This window comes from Martinezella multihospitum, assembly GCF_900094585.1.
In the GTDB taxonomy this organism is placed as follows: domain Bacteria; phylum Pseudomonadota; class Alphaproteobacteria; order Rhizobiales; family Rhizobiaceae; genus Rhizobium; species Rhizobium multihospitium.
The window spans coordinates 20,257-34,411 of sequence record NZ_FMAG01000004.1 but is presented as its reverse complement, the minus strand read 5'-3'; the positions used below and the strand labels follow the sequence as shown (position 1 = coordinate 34,411).

11 protein-coding genes are annotated in these 14,155 nt (G+C 61.7%); 7 read left to right on the top strand and 4 right to left on the bottom strand.

Annotated elements, in window-relative coordinates:
- Window positions 1-206 precede the first annotated feature (206 nt).
- Window positions 207-974: a coniferyl-alcohol dehydrogenase gene (locus GA0061103_RS16410; protein WP_092712910.1), complete on the bottom strand. Its 768-nt coding sequence runs from the start codon at window positions 972-974 to the stop codon at window positions 207-209.
- Between the two features lie 89 nt (window positions 975-1,063).
- A complete protein-coding gene (locus tag GA0061103_RS16405; RefSeq protein WP_092712908.1) occupies window positions 1,064-2,536 on the bottom strand; it encodes a benzaldehyde dehydrogenase in 1,473 nt (490 codons plus the stop codon).
- 323 nt (window positions 2,537-2,859) lie between these two features.
- Between GA0061103_RS16405 and GA0061103_RS16400 the strand changes: the two genes are divergently transcribed.
- From GA0061103_RS16400 to GA0061103_RS16385, 4 genes are all read left to right on the top strand, one after another.
- Complete coding sequence (locus tag GA0061103_RS16400; RefSeq protein ID WP_092714299.1) at window positions 2,860-4,647, top strand: sigma-54-dependent Fis family transcriptional regulator; 1,788 nt, start codon at window positions 2,860-2,862, stop codon at window positions 4,645-4,647.
- 124 nt (window positions 4,648-4,771) lie between these two features.
- Entirely contained in the window at window positions 4,772-5,833 is a 1,062-nt protein-coding gene (locus GA0061103_RS16395; protein ID WP_092712906.1) for an aromatic ring-hydroxylating dioxygenase subunit alpha, read from the top strand.
- 3 nt (window positions 5,834-5,836) lie between these two features.
- Entirely contained in the window at window positions 5,837-6,580 is a 744-nt protein-coding gene (locus GA0061103_RS16390; RefSeq protein ID WP_092712904.1) for a GntR family transcriptional regulator, read from the top strand.
- Window positions 6,581-6,660: 80 nt separating this feature from the next.
- Window positions 6,661-7,647 (top strand): PDR/VanB family oxidoreductase, encoded by a 987-nt coding sequence (locus tag GA0061103_RS16385; RefSeq protein WP_092712902.1) that lies wholly within the window; start codon window positions 6,661-6,663, stop codon window positions 7,645-7,647.
- A gap of 43 nt (window positions 7,648-7,690) precedes the next feature.
- On the opposite strand, the gene GA0061103_RS16380 is transcribed toward GA0061103_RS16385, so the two are convergent.
- A complete protein-coding gene (locus tag GA0061103_RS16380; protein WP_245304766.1) occupies window positions 7,691-8,095 on the bottom strand; it encodes a MarR family winged helix-turn-helix transcriptional regulator in 405 nt (134 codons plus the stop codon).
- Window positions 8,096-8,504: 409 nt separating this feature from the next.
- Between GA0061103_RS16380 and GA0061103_RS16370 the strand changes: the two genes are divergently transcribed.
- Together GA0061103_RS16370 and GA0061103_RS16365 are read left to right on the top strand one after the other, a co-directional pair.
- Window positions 8,505-9,344 (top strand): p-hydroxycinnamoyl CoA hydratase/lyase, encoded by an 840-nt coding sequence (locus GA0061103_RS16370; RefSeq protein ID WP_092712896.1) that lies wholly within the window; start codon window positions 8,505-8,507, stop codon window positions 9,342-9,344.
- Between the two features lie 13 nt (window positions 9,345-9,357).
- On the top strand, window positions 9,358-11,514 hold the full coding sequence (locus GA0061103_RS16365) for an acetate--CoA ligase family protein (RefSeq protein ID WP_092712894.1): 2,157 nt from the start codon (window positions 9,358-9,360) through the stop codon (window positions 11,512-11,514).
- 24 nt (window positions 11,515-11,538) lie between these two features.
- Here the strand turns inward: GA0061103_RS16365 and GA0061103_RS16360 are convergent, their stop codons facing one another.
- Window positions 11,539-12,435 carry a helix-turn-helix transcriptional regulator gene (locus tag GA0061103_RS16360; protein WP_092712892.1) on the bottom strand — a complete coding sequence of 299 codons (897 nt, stop codon included), beginning with the start codon at window positions 12,433-12,435 and terminating at the stop codon, window positions 11,539-11,541.
- Between the two features lie 244 nt (window positions 12,436-12,679).
- Here GA0061103_RS16360 and GA0061103_RS16355 point away from each other — a divergent pair, with 244 nt between their 5' ends.
- Window positions 12,680-14,131: an aldehyde dehydrogenase gene (locus GA0061103_RS16355; protein WP_092714297.1), complete on the top strand. Its 1,452-nt coding sequence runs from the start codon at window positions 12,680-12,682 to the stop codon at window positions 14,129-14,131.
- Window positions 14,132-14,155 lie beyond the last annotated feature (24 nt).

Genomic DNA, 14,155 nt, shown 5'->3' with positions numbered 1-14,155 from the left:
GGCGCCGTCAGCATTCGACACCGGTTGCCGCGCTCGGGAAACCAACCGGGAACGACCGAGTCAATTTTTACCAAGGAAAAGTGAGTGCCATATTTTAAGGCCGAAACACGCGGGTCCTCATGCCGGGCATGAGCTTTCGCAGCTCATCGCCTATGGCAAGGTCGATGACGTCGGATAGGCGACCAAGAACCAAAGACTTTGGTTGATCAGAGAGCAGTCGCGGCCAGGCCGCCATCGACTGCCAGGTTGACGCCGACCACCCAGCGAGCGGCATCCGAGCAGAGAAATAGGGTTGGTCCGGCAATCTCGTCGGCAAATGCGGGGCGCTTCATCAGGCCCGCGTCTCGCTGCACCCGTTCTTCGCCCAGCATGGCGACGAAATCGCCAAGGATCGGCGTGAAGACCGGCCCTGGTGCCACCGAATTCATGCGGATGTCATGCCGCATGAACAGGTCCGAGCTACGCACGCGCGTCCAGACAATCAGCGCCTCCTTGAAATACTGATAGCAGGTCTCTTGCGCGACCGGGTTGTCGTTTAGCCAAGCCAGTCCCTTGGCGAAACTCTCCGTCGCGGCGAGTGCATGATGAGCCTCGAAACGTTTGGGCCATTCGGCGGCAAGAATGGAGGCGAAGTTGACGATCGATGCCCCCTTTGGCATCCGCGTCACCAGCGCTTCGGTGAGGTGGCGAAGCCCGAGGTAATTGACGTTCGCAACGAGACCCGGATCGGCGGTTCCGGGCACGCCGGCCGCATTGATCAGCGCATCGACCTGCCCGGGCAGTGAGCGCACAGCGATGTCGATTGCGGAGGGATCACTCAGGTCGGCCTTGATGAAGCCATCAAGCGTCAGCATCGGATCGTTCCGATCAAGGCCGATAACATGTGCGCCATGAAAGCGCGCCAGGCGGGCGACTTCGCCGCCAATGCCGGAGGACGCGCCGGTGACGACGATTGTTTTTCCGTGAAGGTTCATAGGAGACATCCTTTTTCTAAAAGCCATCGAGCCACGTGCTGCGAGGCAGTCCCGGCTGGATCGGGAAAATGAGTAAGAAAGCAGGCAGATCAGAACGGATAAGGCGTTGCGGCGTTTTTGACCGAAACCCACTGCCACTGCGTGAATTCCTCGATATCCGCCGGGCCGCCTACCCGCGTGCCGTTACCCGATTTGCCGCATCCGCCGAACGGGGCATATGGCCCACCATTGACCGTCTGGTCGTTGATGTGCAGTTGGCCAACCTCAAGCTCTTGTCCGACTGCCATCGCCCGGCCGACGTCGGCGGAAATGACCCCGGCGGCGAGGCCGTAGTCGGATCGATTGGCAAGCGCGATCGCCTCTTCGTCGCTGCGGAAAGAGACGATGCAGGCGACAGGACCGAAGATCTCCGCCTCGAAGGCGAGCATGCCGGGCTTCACGCCGGAGAGAACGGTTGCCAGATAGAATCGCCCTTTGCTGCGGCCACCGGTGAGCAGTTGGGCGCCCTTTGTGACGGCGTCGTCGACGACCGCCTGGATCGCCATCACCTGGGCATCCGAAATGATCGGCCCGAGCGCCACCTGGTCGATCGAGGGATCGCCAACCGGCAGATGCGCAGCCTTTGCGACCAGACGCTTGGTCACCGCCTGTTCGATCTTCTCGTCGATAAGAACCAGGCCGGTTGCCATGCAGATCTGACCCTGGTGAAGGAAGGCCCCCCACGCGGCATTGGAGGTGGCGATGTCGGGATCGGCATCATCAAGAATGATCAGTGCGTTCTTGCCGCCAAGTTCGAGCTGAACACGCTTCAGGTTCCTGCCGGCGATCTCGCCAACCTTGGCGCCGCCGCGTGCAGAGCCGGTAAACGAGATCATCGCCACGTTCGGATCACTGCAGAGGGCTTCGCCGGCATCTATGCCGCCGGGCACGATATGCAGAATGCCTGCCGGCAAGCCCGCCTCCTCGAAAATACGCGCGATGATGATACCGCCGGAGATCGGCGTGCGCGGATCGGGCTTGTGCACCACCGCATTGCCGACTGCCAGCGCCGCGGCAATGGAGCGAACCGAAAGGACGAGCGGAAAATTGAACGGCGAGATGACGCCGACGACGCCATGCGGCACCCGCCGGGCATAGTTTTGACGATCATCCATGCCGGGAAGGAACATGCCGGAGGGAGCCGTGGCGAGTGTTGCCGCATGGCGAATGAAAAGCACTCCGTGCTCGATCTCGATCATCGCCTTCTGACGGATCGAGCCGGACTCCTTCATGATCCATTGGGCAAGTTCCTCACCATTTGCCTCTAGCAAGTCCGCGGCCTTGTTGAGGATACGCGCACGCTCGCTACCGAGCATTTTCGCCCAGGCTTTCTGGGCAGCGCGAGCCTTGGCAGCGGCGCGAGCGATATCTGCTGGCCCACCAAGCCCGACGGAAGTGAGAACCGTTCCGCTGGCGGGATCAGTGACATTGATCGTCCCCGTTTCGGTCCGATCCCAGCCGCCGAAGAAGGCGCGGCCGGTCCAGCGCTCGGCATCGATGAAGCTATGGGTCTGGATGTTCATGCTGTGGGCCTCCTCAGATCCTCTTGTCATGGGAGAAAGGCATCGCTTCACCATTGCACGGTCCGTACAGTTCGACCGATGTCAGCTATGGTCAATGCTGCAATCCTCCCGGCCGCTGCTCCTCAAGCGGTCACTTCCTCCGCAGCAAGGCGCGTGCCAGTTTTCATTTTTGCTCAGCAGGATGATGGTGGCGGCAGATAAACGCCTCCACCAACTTGATTTTCTGGGGATCGGAAGATCAAAACCGCCTCGGAAAGCAGCTTGCCGAAATTCATTAAATGATAAATAATTTCATTATTTTCAGAATTCCATGAAAGATGGTCATGCCAAAGCGCACAGTCCCGCCGCACCTGATCTCCCTGGCCGATGCATCCAAACAGACCGGCAAGATGCTGTCGCGCGGCGCATACAGCGAGCTCGACACCGGCGCATCCCCGACACTGACCGAATTGACCGAGGCGCTTCACTTCGCGCTCGGGGACGGCCGCATCTGGTTGAACGATCAACGCATGGTGTTGATGCAGTCTAAGGTTCTGGGCCGGCTCAGGCAGGAGATCATCGAAGCCTTCGGGGTCGAAACCGCCACGGCCATGTTCATGCGGGTCGGCTATATGCAGGGCGTGCGCGATGCGGAGTTGATCCAAAAGCGGTTTCCGAACGAGGACCTGACCCATGCGCTGGCGGCCGGGCCGCGGGTCCACACCCTCGAGGGCTTCGTCAAGGTCACCACCCGGCATTTCGAATTCGACAGCCCTCGGGGCACCTACTTCGGCGAGTTCGACTGGCACGATTCTTCCGAGGCTGCCGAACACATCGCCCATCATGGTCTTGCCAGCGCGCCGGTCTGCTGGATGCAGACCGGCTATCCCAGTGGCTACACCAGCACGCTCTTCGGACGCCCCGTCATCTTTCGCGAGGTCGAGTGCGCCGGAATGGGTGCATCCCATTGCAAGGTCATCGGCCAGAATGCCGAGGAGTGGGGCGACGACGCGCCGGAGCGCGCCTACCTCGGACTTGAATGGCCAAGGTCCCGCCGCAACGCTCGCCGGAACGCCGAGCCGGCATCGCAGCCAACTGAACCGTCGGCAGAGGCCGGTCCGTCCGATGTCACCGGCTCCAGCCAGGTCATCGGCGTGTCGGCAAGCTTCCTGCGCGCCCGGCTGATGGTGGAAAAGGTTGCCGACACCGAAGCTACCGTGCTGCTGATCGGCGAATCCGGTGTCGGCAAGGAGCTGTTCTCGCAGCAGCTCCATCGGCTGAGCGGCCGGGCCGGTGGCCCGTTCGTGCCGATCAACTGCGCCGCAATCCCCGAAAACCTGGTAGAATCCGAGCTCTTCGGCGTCGAAAAGGGAGCCTTTACCGGCGCTGTCGCGTCCCGGCCGGGATATTTCGAGCGGGCTGCAGGGGGCACCATATTCCTCGACGAGATTGCCTCGCTCGCCTACGCGGCTCAGGGAAAGCTGCTCCGCGCCATTCAGGAGCGGCAGATCGAGAGGGTCGGTGGCATCCGCACCATTCCGGCCGACGTGCGGGTGGTGGCTGCATCCAACGTCAGCCTTGAAGGCGAAGTGCGCGCCGGGCGTTTTCGGCAGGATCTCTATTTCCGCCTCTGCGTTTTCCCCATCGTCATCCCTCCATTGCGCGACAGGCGCGACGATATTCCAATGCTGGTCGATCATTTCCTGCGTACCTTCCGCGAACGTCACCGCCGCGATGTCATCGGCCTGTCGCGACGAGCGATCGATGCCCTGCTGGCCTATGACTTCCCCGGCAATATCCGAGAACTGCAGAACCTGATCGAACGCGGCGTGATCTTTGCCGAGCCCGGAGGCCTGATCGATATCCAGCATCTCTTCACCAGCGGCGAATCCTCGCCGACGTTTCCGCAGACGTTACGTCGAGACGGGCGGATAACGCCGAAGGACACGCCCCTCCCCGTCCCGCATTCGGGCACCATCGCCTCGCCCGGCGATCTAGTCGCCGCCGAGAGCGCTCTTTACCGGGAAGCGTTGCGGGCCGCCGCCGGCAATGTCTCGGCCACCGCCCGCAGCCTTGGCCTTACCCGCGCCAAACTGGAATACAGGTTGAAAAAACTTGGCCTTGTGAATTGAGATGGCTGTATACAGCGATCAGGAAAATTCCGCTTCAACCGCCATATTTTCGAATTTATGCCGCTCTTCCTTGACAAAATGTATACAGCATGCGCTCCTAATCCATCTGAGGAGGACGGATGAGATGAAGCGACCAACCTTTCCCCTGAATGCCTGGTATGCTGCGGCCTATGACGTGGAGCTGAAGCGCGCGCTGTTGCCACGCACCGTCTGCAACAAGCCGATCGTGCTGTATCGCAAGGAAAATGGCACGCCCACAGCCTTGGCGGATGCCTGTTGGCACCGGCTGGTGCCGCTCTCGTTCGGTCGGCTCGATGGCGACAACGTCGTGTGCGGCTATCACGGTCTCGAATATGACGAGACCGGCCGTTGTGTATACATGCCGTCACAGGACACCATTAATCCATCGGCCTGTGTCAAATCCTATCCGGTGGCCGAGAAGCATCGCTTCGTCTGGATCTGGCCGGGCGAGCCGGCACTTGCCGACCCGGCGCTCATCCCTGACATGCATTGGAACGACGATCCCAATTGGGCCGCTGACGGCAAGCTGATCGAGGTGAAATGCGACTATCGCCTGGTCGTCGACAATCTGATGGATCTCACCCACGAAACCTTCGTACACGGCTCGTCGATCGGCGACCGTGCCGTGGCCGAATCTCCCTTCGAAGCCAACCATTCCGATCACTTCGCCTATGTAACCAGATGGATGCATGATATCGACCCGCCGCCCTTCTGGCGCAAGCAATATGGCAAACCGGGCAAGGTGGACCGTTGGCAGATCATCCGCTTCGAGGCTCCCTGCACGGTCACCATCGATGTCGGTGTCGCGGCAGCCGGAACCGGCGCGCAGCAGGGAGACCGCTCGCAGGGCGTGAACGGCTACGTCCTGAACACGATCACGCCATCGACGGAGAACACCTGTCTGTACTTCTGGGCTTTCGCCCGGAACTACGACCTGCATAACCAGGCCCGTACGCATGAGCTGCGCGAGGGCGTCGCCGGTGTTTTCCGCGAGGATGAGGCGGTGCTTCAAGCACAGCAGATCGCGATCGAAGCCAATCCCGATCATCAATTCTATAATCTCAATATCGATGCCGGCACGATGTGGGCTCGCAAGCTTATCGACCGGATGATCGACAAGGAAATCGACCCAGAGCGAAAGGCCGCCGCAATGGCGGCGGAGTAGGAAATGGCGACAGAGCGGGACAACGCGCCGAAACAGCAGACGGCAAAGGCCCTGACCGGTCTTCGTGATCTCGTGCTCAAAGGCGAGGTGCTGCCTGGGGAGCGGCTCTCGGAGGTGGCGCTCGCCGCCCGGCTCAATGTATCCCGCACGCCCTTGCGTGCGGCCCTGCAGAGGCTGGAACAGGAGGGGCTTGTCGTCATGATCCCCTCGGGCGGCTATGCGGTCCGCAGCTTCAGTCGCCAGGACGTGATCGACGCCATAGAACTTCGCGGCGTTCTCGAGGGCACCGCCGCCCGGCTGGCGGCTGAACGCGGCGTGCCGCCGGTAAAGCTGAAGGCAATTTCCGACGTGGTCGCAAGTCTCGACCGCGTGGTCGAGGCCGGGCCGGGCGCGATGGATTTCGGGCTCTATGAAATGCTGAACGAGCACTTCCACCGTCAGCTCGCGGCCCTGAGCGGCAGCGAAGTCCTGAGCCGGGAGATCGAGCGGATCACCGGCCTGCCATTTGCCAGCCCCAATGCCTTCGTCAACACGGAGGCGGACGTGCCGGCCTTTCAACGTACGCTGGTGGTCGCACAGACGCAGCACAGGGCGATCATTTCCGCAATCGAACTGCGCGAAGGCGCGCGCGCCGAAGCGTTGGCGCGCGAACATGCACGACTGGCGCGTCAGAACCTGGATTTCGTCACGGAAGAACAGCCGGACCTGCGCAGCAAAGTGCTGGCACTGGCTTTGATGTCCGGCTGAAGCAGAAATGGGCCCGTGCGGAGCAGGCCCGTGCGGCGGACGGCCGGCAGACTATAGAGATTCACCAAGGGGAGGAAAACATGCGGTCCAGACTGGAATGGCGCAAGGCGCGGGTCATTGACACGCGGACGATCGCCGAGGATGTGCGGGCGGTAACCTTTGCCGTCGAAGGCTTATCTGTTGGTTTCGATCCCGGCTCGCACACCAATATCAAGGTGCAGATCAACGGCGAACCGGCAATCCGCACCTATACCGTCATACCCGGACAGCCGGGCACGCTCTCCATAGCCGCAAAGCTTCACCCGAACAGCCGTGGCGGTTCGGCGTTCATCTGGCAGCTGCAGCCGGGTGATGACACGGAACTGACCGAACCCGAAAACCGCTTCGAGCTTTCCTGGCGCGCCTCCCGCTATCTCCTGATTGCCGGTGGCATCGGGATTACCCCGATCTATGGCATGGCGAAAGCACTCGCCTCTCGGGGGAAAACACTCCGGCTAGCCTATGCCGCGAAGAGCCGTCAGCAGATGGCCTTCCTCGACGAGCTAGCCGCGCTGCTTGACGAGCGGCTACAGGTTTTTGCTCAGGATGACGGCGAAACACTGGATCTCGATGCCGAATTCGCAGCCCTGCCGCCGGATGGCGAGGCCTATATCTGCGGCCCGCTCGGCCTCCTGGAAGCGGCGCGGCAGGCTTGGCAGAGAGGCGGCCGCTCCATGAGCCGGCTGCGCTACGAGGTCTTCGGCGATAATGGTCGCTTTGCAGAGCAGGCCTTCGATGTCGAAGTCGCGGAGCTCGGTACTCGTGTTCGGGTCCGGGCCGATCAATCCATGCTCGACGTATTGTTGGAGGCAGGCGTCGGCATGGTTTTCGATTGCCGCCGCGGAGAATGTGGGCTCTGTGCCGTCAACATCGTGGAAGCGGATGGCGTCATCGACCACAGAGATGTCTTCTTTTCCGAAGCCGAGCGGCAGGAAAATTCACGCATGTGCGCCTGCGTTTCGCGCGCCTGCGGCGGACGGATCGTCATCGACACCGGCTATCGCGGTGAGCTTGCCGCAGCAGAATAAGCCGAGCAGCGCAGTGACGGCCATTTGTCATGGCTCCAGCCGATTAAGTACCATCAGGCAGTTCCTGATCATCCTGACGCGAGACGCCTTCGCCTTCTTGCCGGATGCTTCGCAGGACTTCCAACGCTGCCTCCCGCAGCTCGGGTGCGAAAAGACGCCGAAACCGCGCCTCGTGTGCCTCAATGATGGCATGCACCGCCTCCAGTCTCGCCATGCCGGTCCTGGTCAGGCGAAGAGCCTGCGATCGGCCGCCGACGGGAGCCCGGTCGACAAGCCCGGCCTTGGTCAACCCGACCATCAGGGGAACCATGTTGGCACGCTGGATGCCGAGGCTACGGCCGAGATCGCTCTGGGTACAGCCGGGATTGGCATCGATCAGCGTCAGAATGGAAGCTTCGACCGGCCTGAGTTCGATTGCCTGAAGCCTTGAGCCCAGGTCGGCCATCATCACGTTGGATGCCCTCCTCAGCTGATAGCCAAGCAAAGCCTCGAGCGGGTCGCTCAATTTTGATGTGCGGGCGTCGATATCCATAATTCACCTATAATGCTATTGCACATAACAATCAAACAATACTATGAGACATAACATTGTCGGCGAGGAGATCAGATGCCGGTATTGGAGGAATTTTCTTTTGAAGAATATAAGCAGGAGCGCCGTGATCCGTTGATCAGCGACGCAACAGCTCGCCCCGCCCATCATTAGCCGCGCATTCGCGCCGGCGGAGATGAGAGGGAATTTCATTTCGCTTGCACTGCGGCCAAACGGCCCGGTGCGGCCTACCGTATTCGATGCGGGTCGCCTCCTTGCGGCCCGCTCCCTTTGATGTGCAGGCCCTAGCGGCAAGAAGGACACCATCATGACAACCGAGCATCCCGAAAAAGATACCGTCGCCTTTACCGTTGAAGCCGGCATCGCCTGGGTCAGCTTCAACCGCCCGGAAAAACGCAACGCGATGAGCCCCACGCTTAACCGGCGCATGATGGAGGTTCTGGACGAACTCGAGTTTCGGGCCGATGTCGGCGTACTGGTTCTGTCCGGTGAGGGCACAGCCTGGTCCGCGGGCATGGATCTCAAGGAATATTTCCGCGAGACCGAGGCTCACGGTCTACAGGGTACGCGAAAGGCGCAGCGTGAGAGCTACGGCTGGTGGCGCCGGTTGCGCTGGTATCAGAAACCGACCATCGCCATGGTGAACGGCTGGTGCTTCGGCGGCGGTTACGGACCTCTTTTTGCCTGCGACCTCGCATTTGCCGCCGATGAAGCCAAATTCGGACTGAGCGAAATCAACTGGGGCATCCTGCCCGGCGGTGGCGCCGCCAAGGTGGCGAGTGAACTCACATCCTTCCGCAACGCGATGTACCACGCGCTGACCGGCGAGAACATCGACGGCAGAAAGGCGGCCGAATGGGGCTTCGTCAACGAGTCCTTGCCGCTTGCGCAGTTGAAGGAGCGCGTGACCGATGTCGCCAACATCCTGCTGCAAAAGAACCCCGTCGCGCTCAAGGCCACCAAGGATGCCATTCGCCGCGTGCGGGAGATGACCTACGACAATGCCGAGGATTACCTCGTCCGCGCCCAGGAAGCGGCCAACAGCTATGATAACGAAGGACGCAAGGAAGGTATCAAGCAGTTCATCGACGACAAGACATACAAGCCCGGTCTTGGTGCCTATGACAGATCCAAGCACCAGGCCTGAGGAGCGCCCTAACATGACGGTCGAAACCACTAGCGCGCGCCCATCGGCTCTTCCCAGCGGTTCGATGGAACGGCTGCTGCGCCCGAGATCGGTGGCGATCGTCGGCGCCTCCGACAAGCCCGGCGCACTTGGCGCTTCGGTGCTTTCCAACCTCGACCGCAGCGGCTATGCCGGTGCCATTCATCTGATCAACCCCAAACGGACCGAAATCGGCGACCGGCCCTGCCTCGCTTCGATCGATGACCTGCCGGATGGGGTGGATGCGGCAGTTCTTGCCGTTCCGCGCGCAGCCGTGCTTTCCTCTATCGAGGCGCTTGCCCGCCGCCGCGTTGGTGCCGCCGTCATCTTTTCGGCGGGCTTTGCCGAGGGCGGTGAGGAAGGATTGGCCGAACAACGCGAGATCACCCGCATAGCGGCAGAAGTCGGAATGGTGATCGAGGGGCCGAATTGCCTCGGCATGATCAACCATGTTGACCGCATCCCCCTGACCTTTATCGAAACCGCTTCAGAGGCACTGGGCGATCGGCCGGGTATCGCGATCGTGTCGCAGAGCGGCGCCATGGCCGCCGTCCTCGGCGTGACCTTCGCCAGCCGCGATCTGGGCCTCTCCTATTCCGTCTCCACCGGCAACGAAGCTGCAAGCGGTGTCGAGGACTATGTGGAATTTCTGGTGGAGGATGCCTCCACGCGGGTCATCGCGATGATCGTCGAACAATTCCGTAAGCCCGCCCGTTTCCTTGCCGCAGCGCGCAAGGCATATGCGAGGGGAAAGCGGATCGTCCTTCTTCATCCCGGCCGGAGCAGCTCGGCGCGTGAATCTGCCGCAACCCACACCGGCGCCATGGCCGGTGACTATCAGGTCATGCGCGCCAAGGTCACCCGTGCTGGCGTTATCCTGGCTGAAACGCTCGAGGAACTTGGTGACATCGCCGAGATCGCCCTGCGATGCCCGGCCCTTCCGGCTGGAGGCCCCGCAGTGCTTGGCGAATCCGGCGCGTTCAAGGCGTTGACACTCGACCTGTGTGAGGAGCTTGGGCTCGATCTTCCTGCGATTAACGATGAGACGGCGCCAGCGCTGCGCGCTGTTCTGCCGCCTTTCGTCGGCGTCAGCAATCCGCTGGATCTGACGGCACAGGGCCTCGTGGAGCCGGACCTTTACGACAGAACGCTTACCGCCCTCTTCGACGATACCCGTTTCGCCAGCATTGTCGCCTGCATCATCCAGACCGACCCTGTCACCTTAGCCATCAAACTGCCGCCGATCCTGAAAGCCGTGCGAGAACGCAAACCGGCAAAGCCGCTGATCTTTGCCGGGCTTGATGAGGGTGCCCCCATCCCCGCGAACTATATCGCGCAGTTGCGGGCGCTCGGCATCGTCTATTTCCCATCCACCGAACGGGCCTTCCGCGCGCTGAAGCGCATTGATGCGTTCGCGGCTCGCGACATTGCCACCTGCACCGCAGCTCCGGTCGCGATTGCCGGCCTCCCCTCGCAAGGAGGTGTCATTCCCGAATATCAGGCCAAGCAAATCCTGGCGCCTCTTGGAATTCCCTTTCCTGAAGGCCGCCTGGCAACAACCCTCGAACAAGCTCTCACTGCGGCGGGCGCGATCGGGTATCCGGTGGTGCTGAAGGCGCAATCGCCCGATCTCAGCCACAAGAGCGACGCGGGTGGCGTCGTCATTGGATTGGTGGACGCAGCCAGCCTCCGGCAGGGCTGGGGCAAGCTGCATGCCAATATCGCGGGCCACCGCCCAGGCCTGACCCTCGACGGTGTGCTGATCGAAGCCATGGGCAAACGCGGCATCGAGCTGATCATCGGCGCGCGCAACGACCCTGACTGGGGACCTGTGATCCTCGCAGGCTTCGGCGGCATTACGGCGGAGATTCTTGGGGACGTCCGCATTCTGACGCCCGATCTGCCCGATGACGCTATCATCCGCGAGCTACACCGGCTGAAGAATGCGCCTCTGCTGCGCGGTTTCCGCGGCTCGCCGCCGCTCGACGTGAATGCCGCCGCCCGCATCATCGCCGCGCTCGGCCAGCTGCTGCTGGCCGAGCCGGCGATCCGGGAAATAGACCTCAATCCTGTCGTGATCTATCCCGACGGCGAAGGTGCAGTGGCGCTGGATGCCTTGATGTTGGCCGCATCCAAGCCTACCGATGTTTGAGCTGCAAAGCCTGCCCGCTCGAAATTACGGCCAATCGGCATAGTCCGACGAAAGCGTGCTTTCCGCGACCTCGCTACTACGGGCAACGTCGCGATAGGCAGCCGGTGAGAAGCCGGTCTTCTTCTTGAAGAAGTGGCTGAAATAGGTGGGGTCGCGAAAGCCGAGCCCGTCGGAAATTTCCTGAACGGTACGGGCCGAGCGTTCCAGTCGCAATTTCGCCTCCTGTACCACCCGTTCATGCAGCAACTGCACAGGGGAGCGCCCGAGTGCGCTTTGGCAAATGGCGTGCAGGCGGTCGGTGGTAACACCAAGTTCACGCGCATAATCCGTGATCGGCCGATGCTGCCGGAACCAGGCTTCCACCAGCTGCCGATATCGTTGCAGGATCGACGCACTGCCGCCGCGTCCGCGCTGTTCCGAAGTCTCCGCGCCTCCGGCCCGCCAAAGGGTCAAAAGGATCAGCCGCATATAGGCCGAAATCGCCATCCATGACGCGCGCGTGGGGTCACCAAGCTCGCGAACGAAGCCGGCGACAAGCGGCTGCACCTCATTGACGGCGCCGATGTTGCGTTCGGTCATGAACCAGGGGCGTTCGCTGAAAATTCTGAGCGCGTAGGATTCGGCCCGGTCGCCAATCGCATCAACCATGATCTGTGGCGAGGCGCCAACGAGGAATCCCGCCGCGCCGGCCGCCATGTGCAGCTCGCTGCGCGCCTGCGGCGGCAGATAAGCCATGGTCGGTCCCTGCAGGGTTCTCTGGTCTTCGGCTTCGAGCACAAGCGTCGCTCTGCCCGCCTGCAACAGGAAGACGTGATGGAAGGGGACGTAGAGACCTTTCTGGAAGCGGATCGTGCGGTGCGTCAGGGATGGCTCGCGCCATTCTCCCCGCGCATGAAGATGGATGCCGCTATCGGAAACCAACGCATCCTCCTTGGTTTGGCATGATGAAAACGTGACATAATTGCCAGATAATTGCAATATTAACCCAGAAAATCACATTCAAAGCTCTCGGCAACCACGTAATCTCTTCTCATGAGCCTTTGGGAGGAGGTCTCCATACGAAACATATGCTCGACGAGGCTGCATCCCGGCCGCGCGAACCCGTGTGCATCTTTTCCCAATCAGATGACTGTAGGCCTGACCTGCCAGAGAGCGGATGATCGCCATGTTCGTAGCGAGACTGCTGATCAATGACGAAGCGCTCGACGCGTCGGATGCGTCGACATTCGAATGCATCGATCCGGCAACGGGCGATGTCGCGACGATCGCACCGGCCGCCTCTCTGGCCGATGCGACCAGCGCTGCCAATGCCGCCGCGGCCGCTTTTCCCGCATGGTCCGAAATAGGCCCCAGTCAACGACGGGCGCTGCTGAACAAGGCCGCCAATATTCTGGCGGCCCGAACGGCAGACTTCGTCGAGGCGATGGTTGGCGAAACCGGGGCGACCGCGCTCTGGGCGCGGATCAATTGCGATCTTGCTATCGATATACTGCGCGAAACCGGAGCCATGACGACACAGGTTGCCGGCGAAATCATTCCATCCAGCGAGGCCGGAAGTCTCGCCATGGCGGTTCGCCAGGCCGCCGGCGTCTGCCTGGGGATCGCGCCCTGGAATGCGCCGATCATTCTCGGCGTGCGCGCGATCGCAATGCCGCTTGCCTGCGGCAACACGGTCATTCTCAAGGCGTCCGAGCTTTGCCCCAAGACCCATTGCCTGATCGGCGAAATCATGCGCGAAGCCGGATTTCCGGCCGGGGTCGTCAATGTCGTCACCAATGCGCCGAAGGATGCCGCGGCCATCGTCGAAGCCCTGATCGCGCATCCGGCCGTGCGCCGGATCAATTTCACCGGCTCGACCCGCGTCGGCCGCCTGATTGCCGAGGCATCGGCGCGCCATCTCAAGCGCTGCCTGCTCGAGCTTGGCGGCAAGGCACCCTTCATCGTGCTTGCGGATGCCGATATCGATGAGGCCGTTCGTGCAGCCGCCTTCGGCGCCTTCATGAACCAGGGCCAGATCTGCATGTCGACCGAGCGGATCATCCTCATGGATGAGATCGCCGATGAATTCGTCGAAAAACTCAGGGCTAAGGCCGAGGCGCTCGTTGCCGGCAATCCGCGCGACGGCAACACGCCGCTCGGGACGATGATTACGGCCGAAGCCGCACGCCGTGTCCGCGCGCTGGTCGAGGATGCCTCGCAGAAGGGCGCGGTCGTCGTCTGCGGCGGTCACGCTCGCGGCACGTTGATCGATGCGACCGTCATCGATCACGTCACGCCGGCCATGCGCATCTACCGCGAGGAAAGCTTCGGGCCACTGGCGGCGATCATCCGCGTCGACAGCATCGACGAAGCCGTGACTGTTGCCAATGACAATGAGTACGGATTGTCGTCGGCCGTGTTCAGCCGCGACATCAATCGGGCGCTTGCCGTCGCCAGGCGAATCGAGACGGGCATCTGTCATATCAACGAGGCAACCGTCGCGGACGAGCCGCAAATGCCGTTCGGCGGCGTCAAATCGAGCGGCTACGGCCGCTTCGGCGGCCGGGCGGCGATCGACGAATTCACGGAACTACGCTGGATCACGCTTGCTTCGGGCCGGCGGAACTACCCGATCTGAATTGCTGCGGATCGGCAAGACACA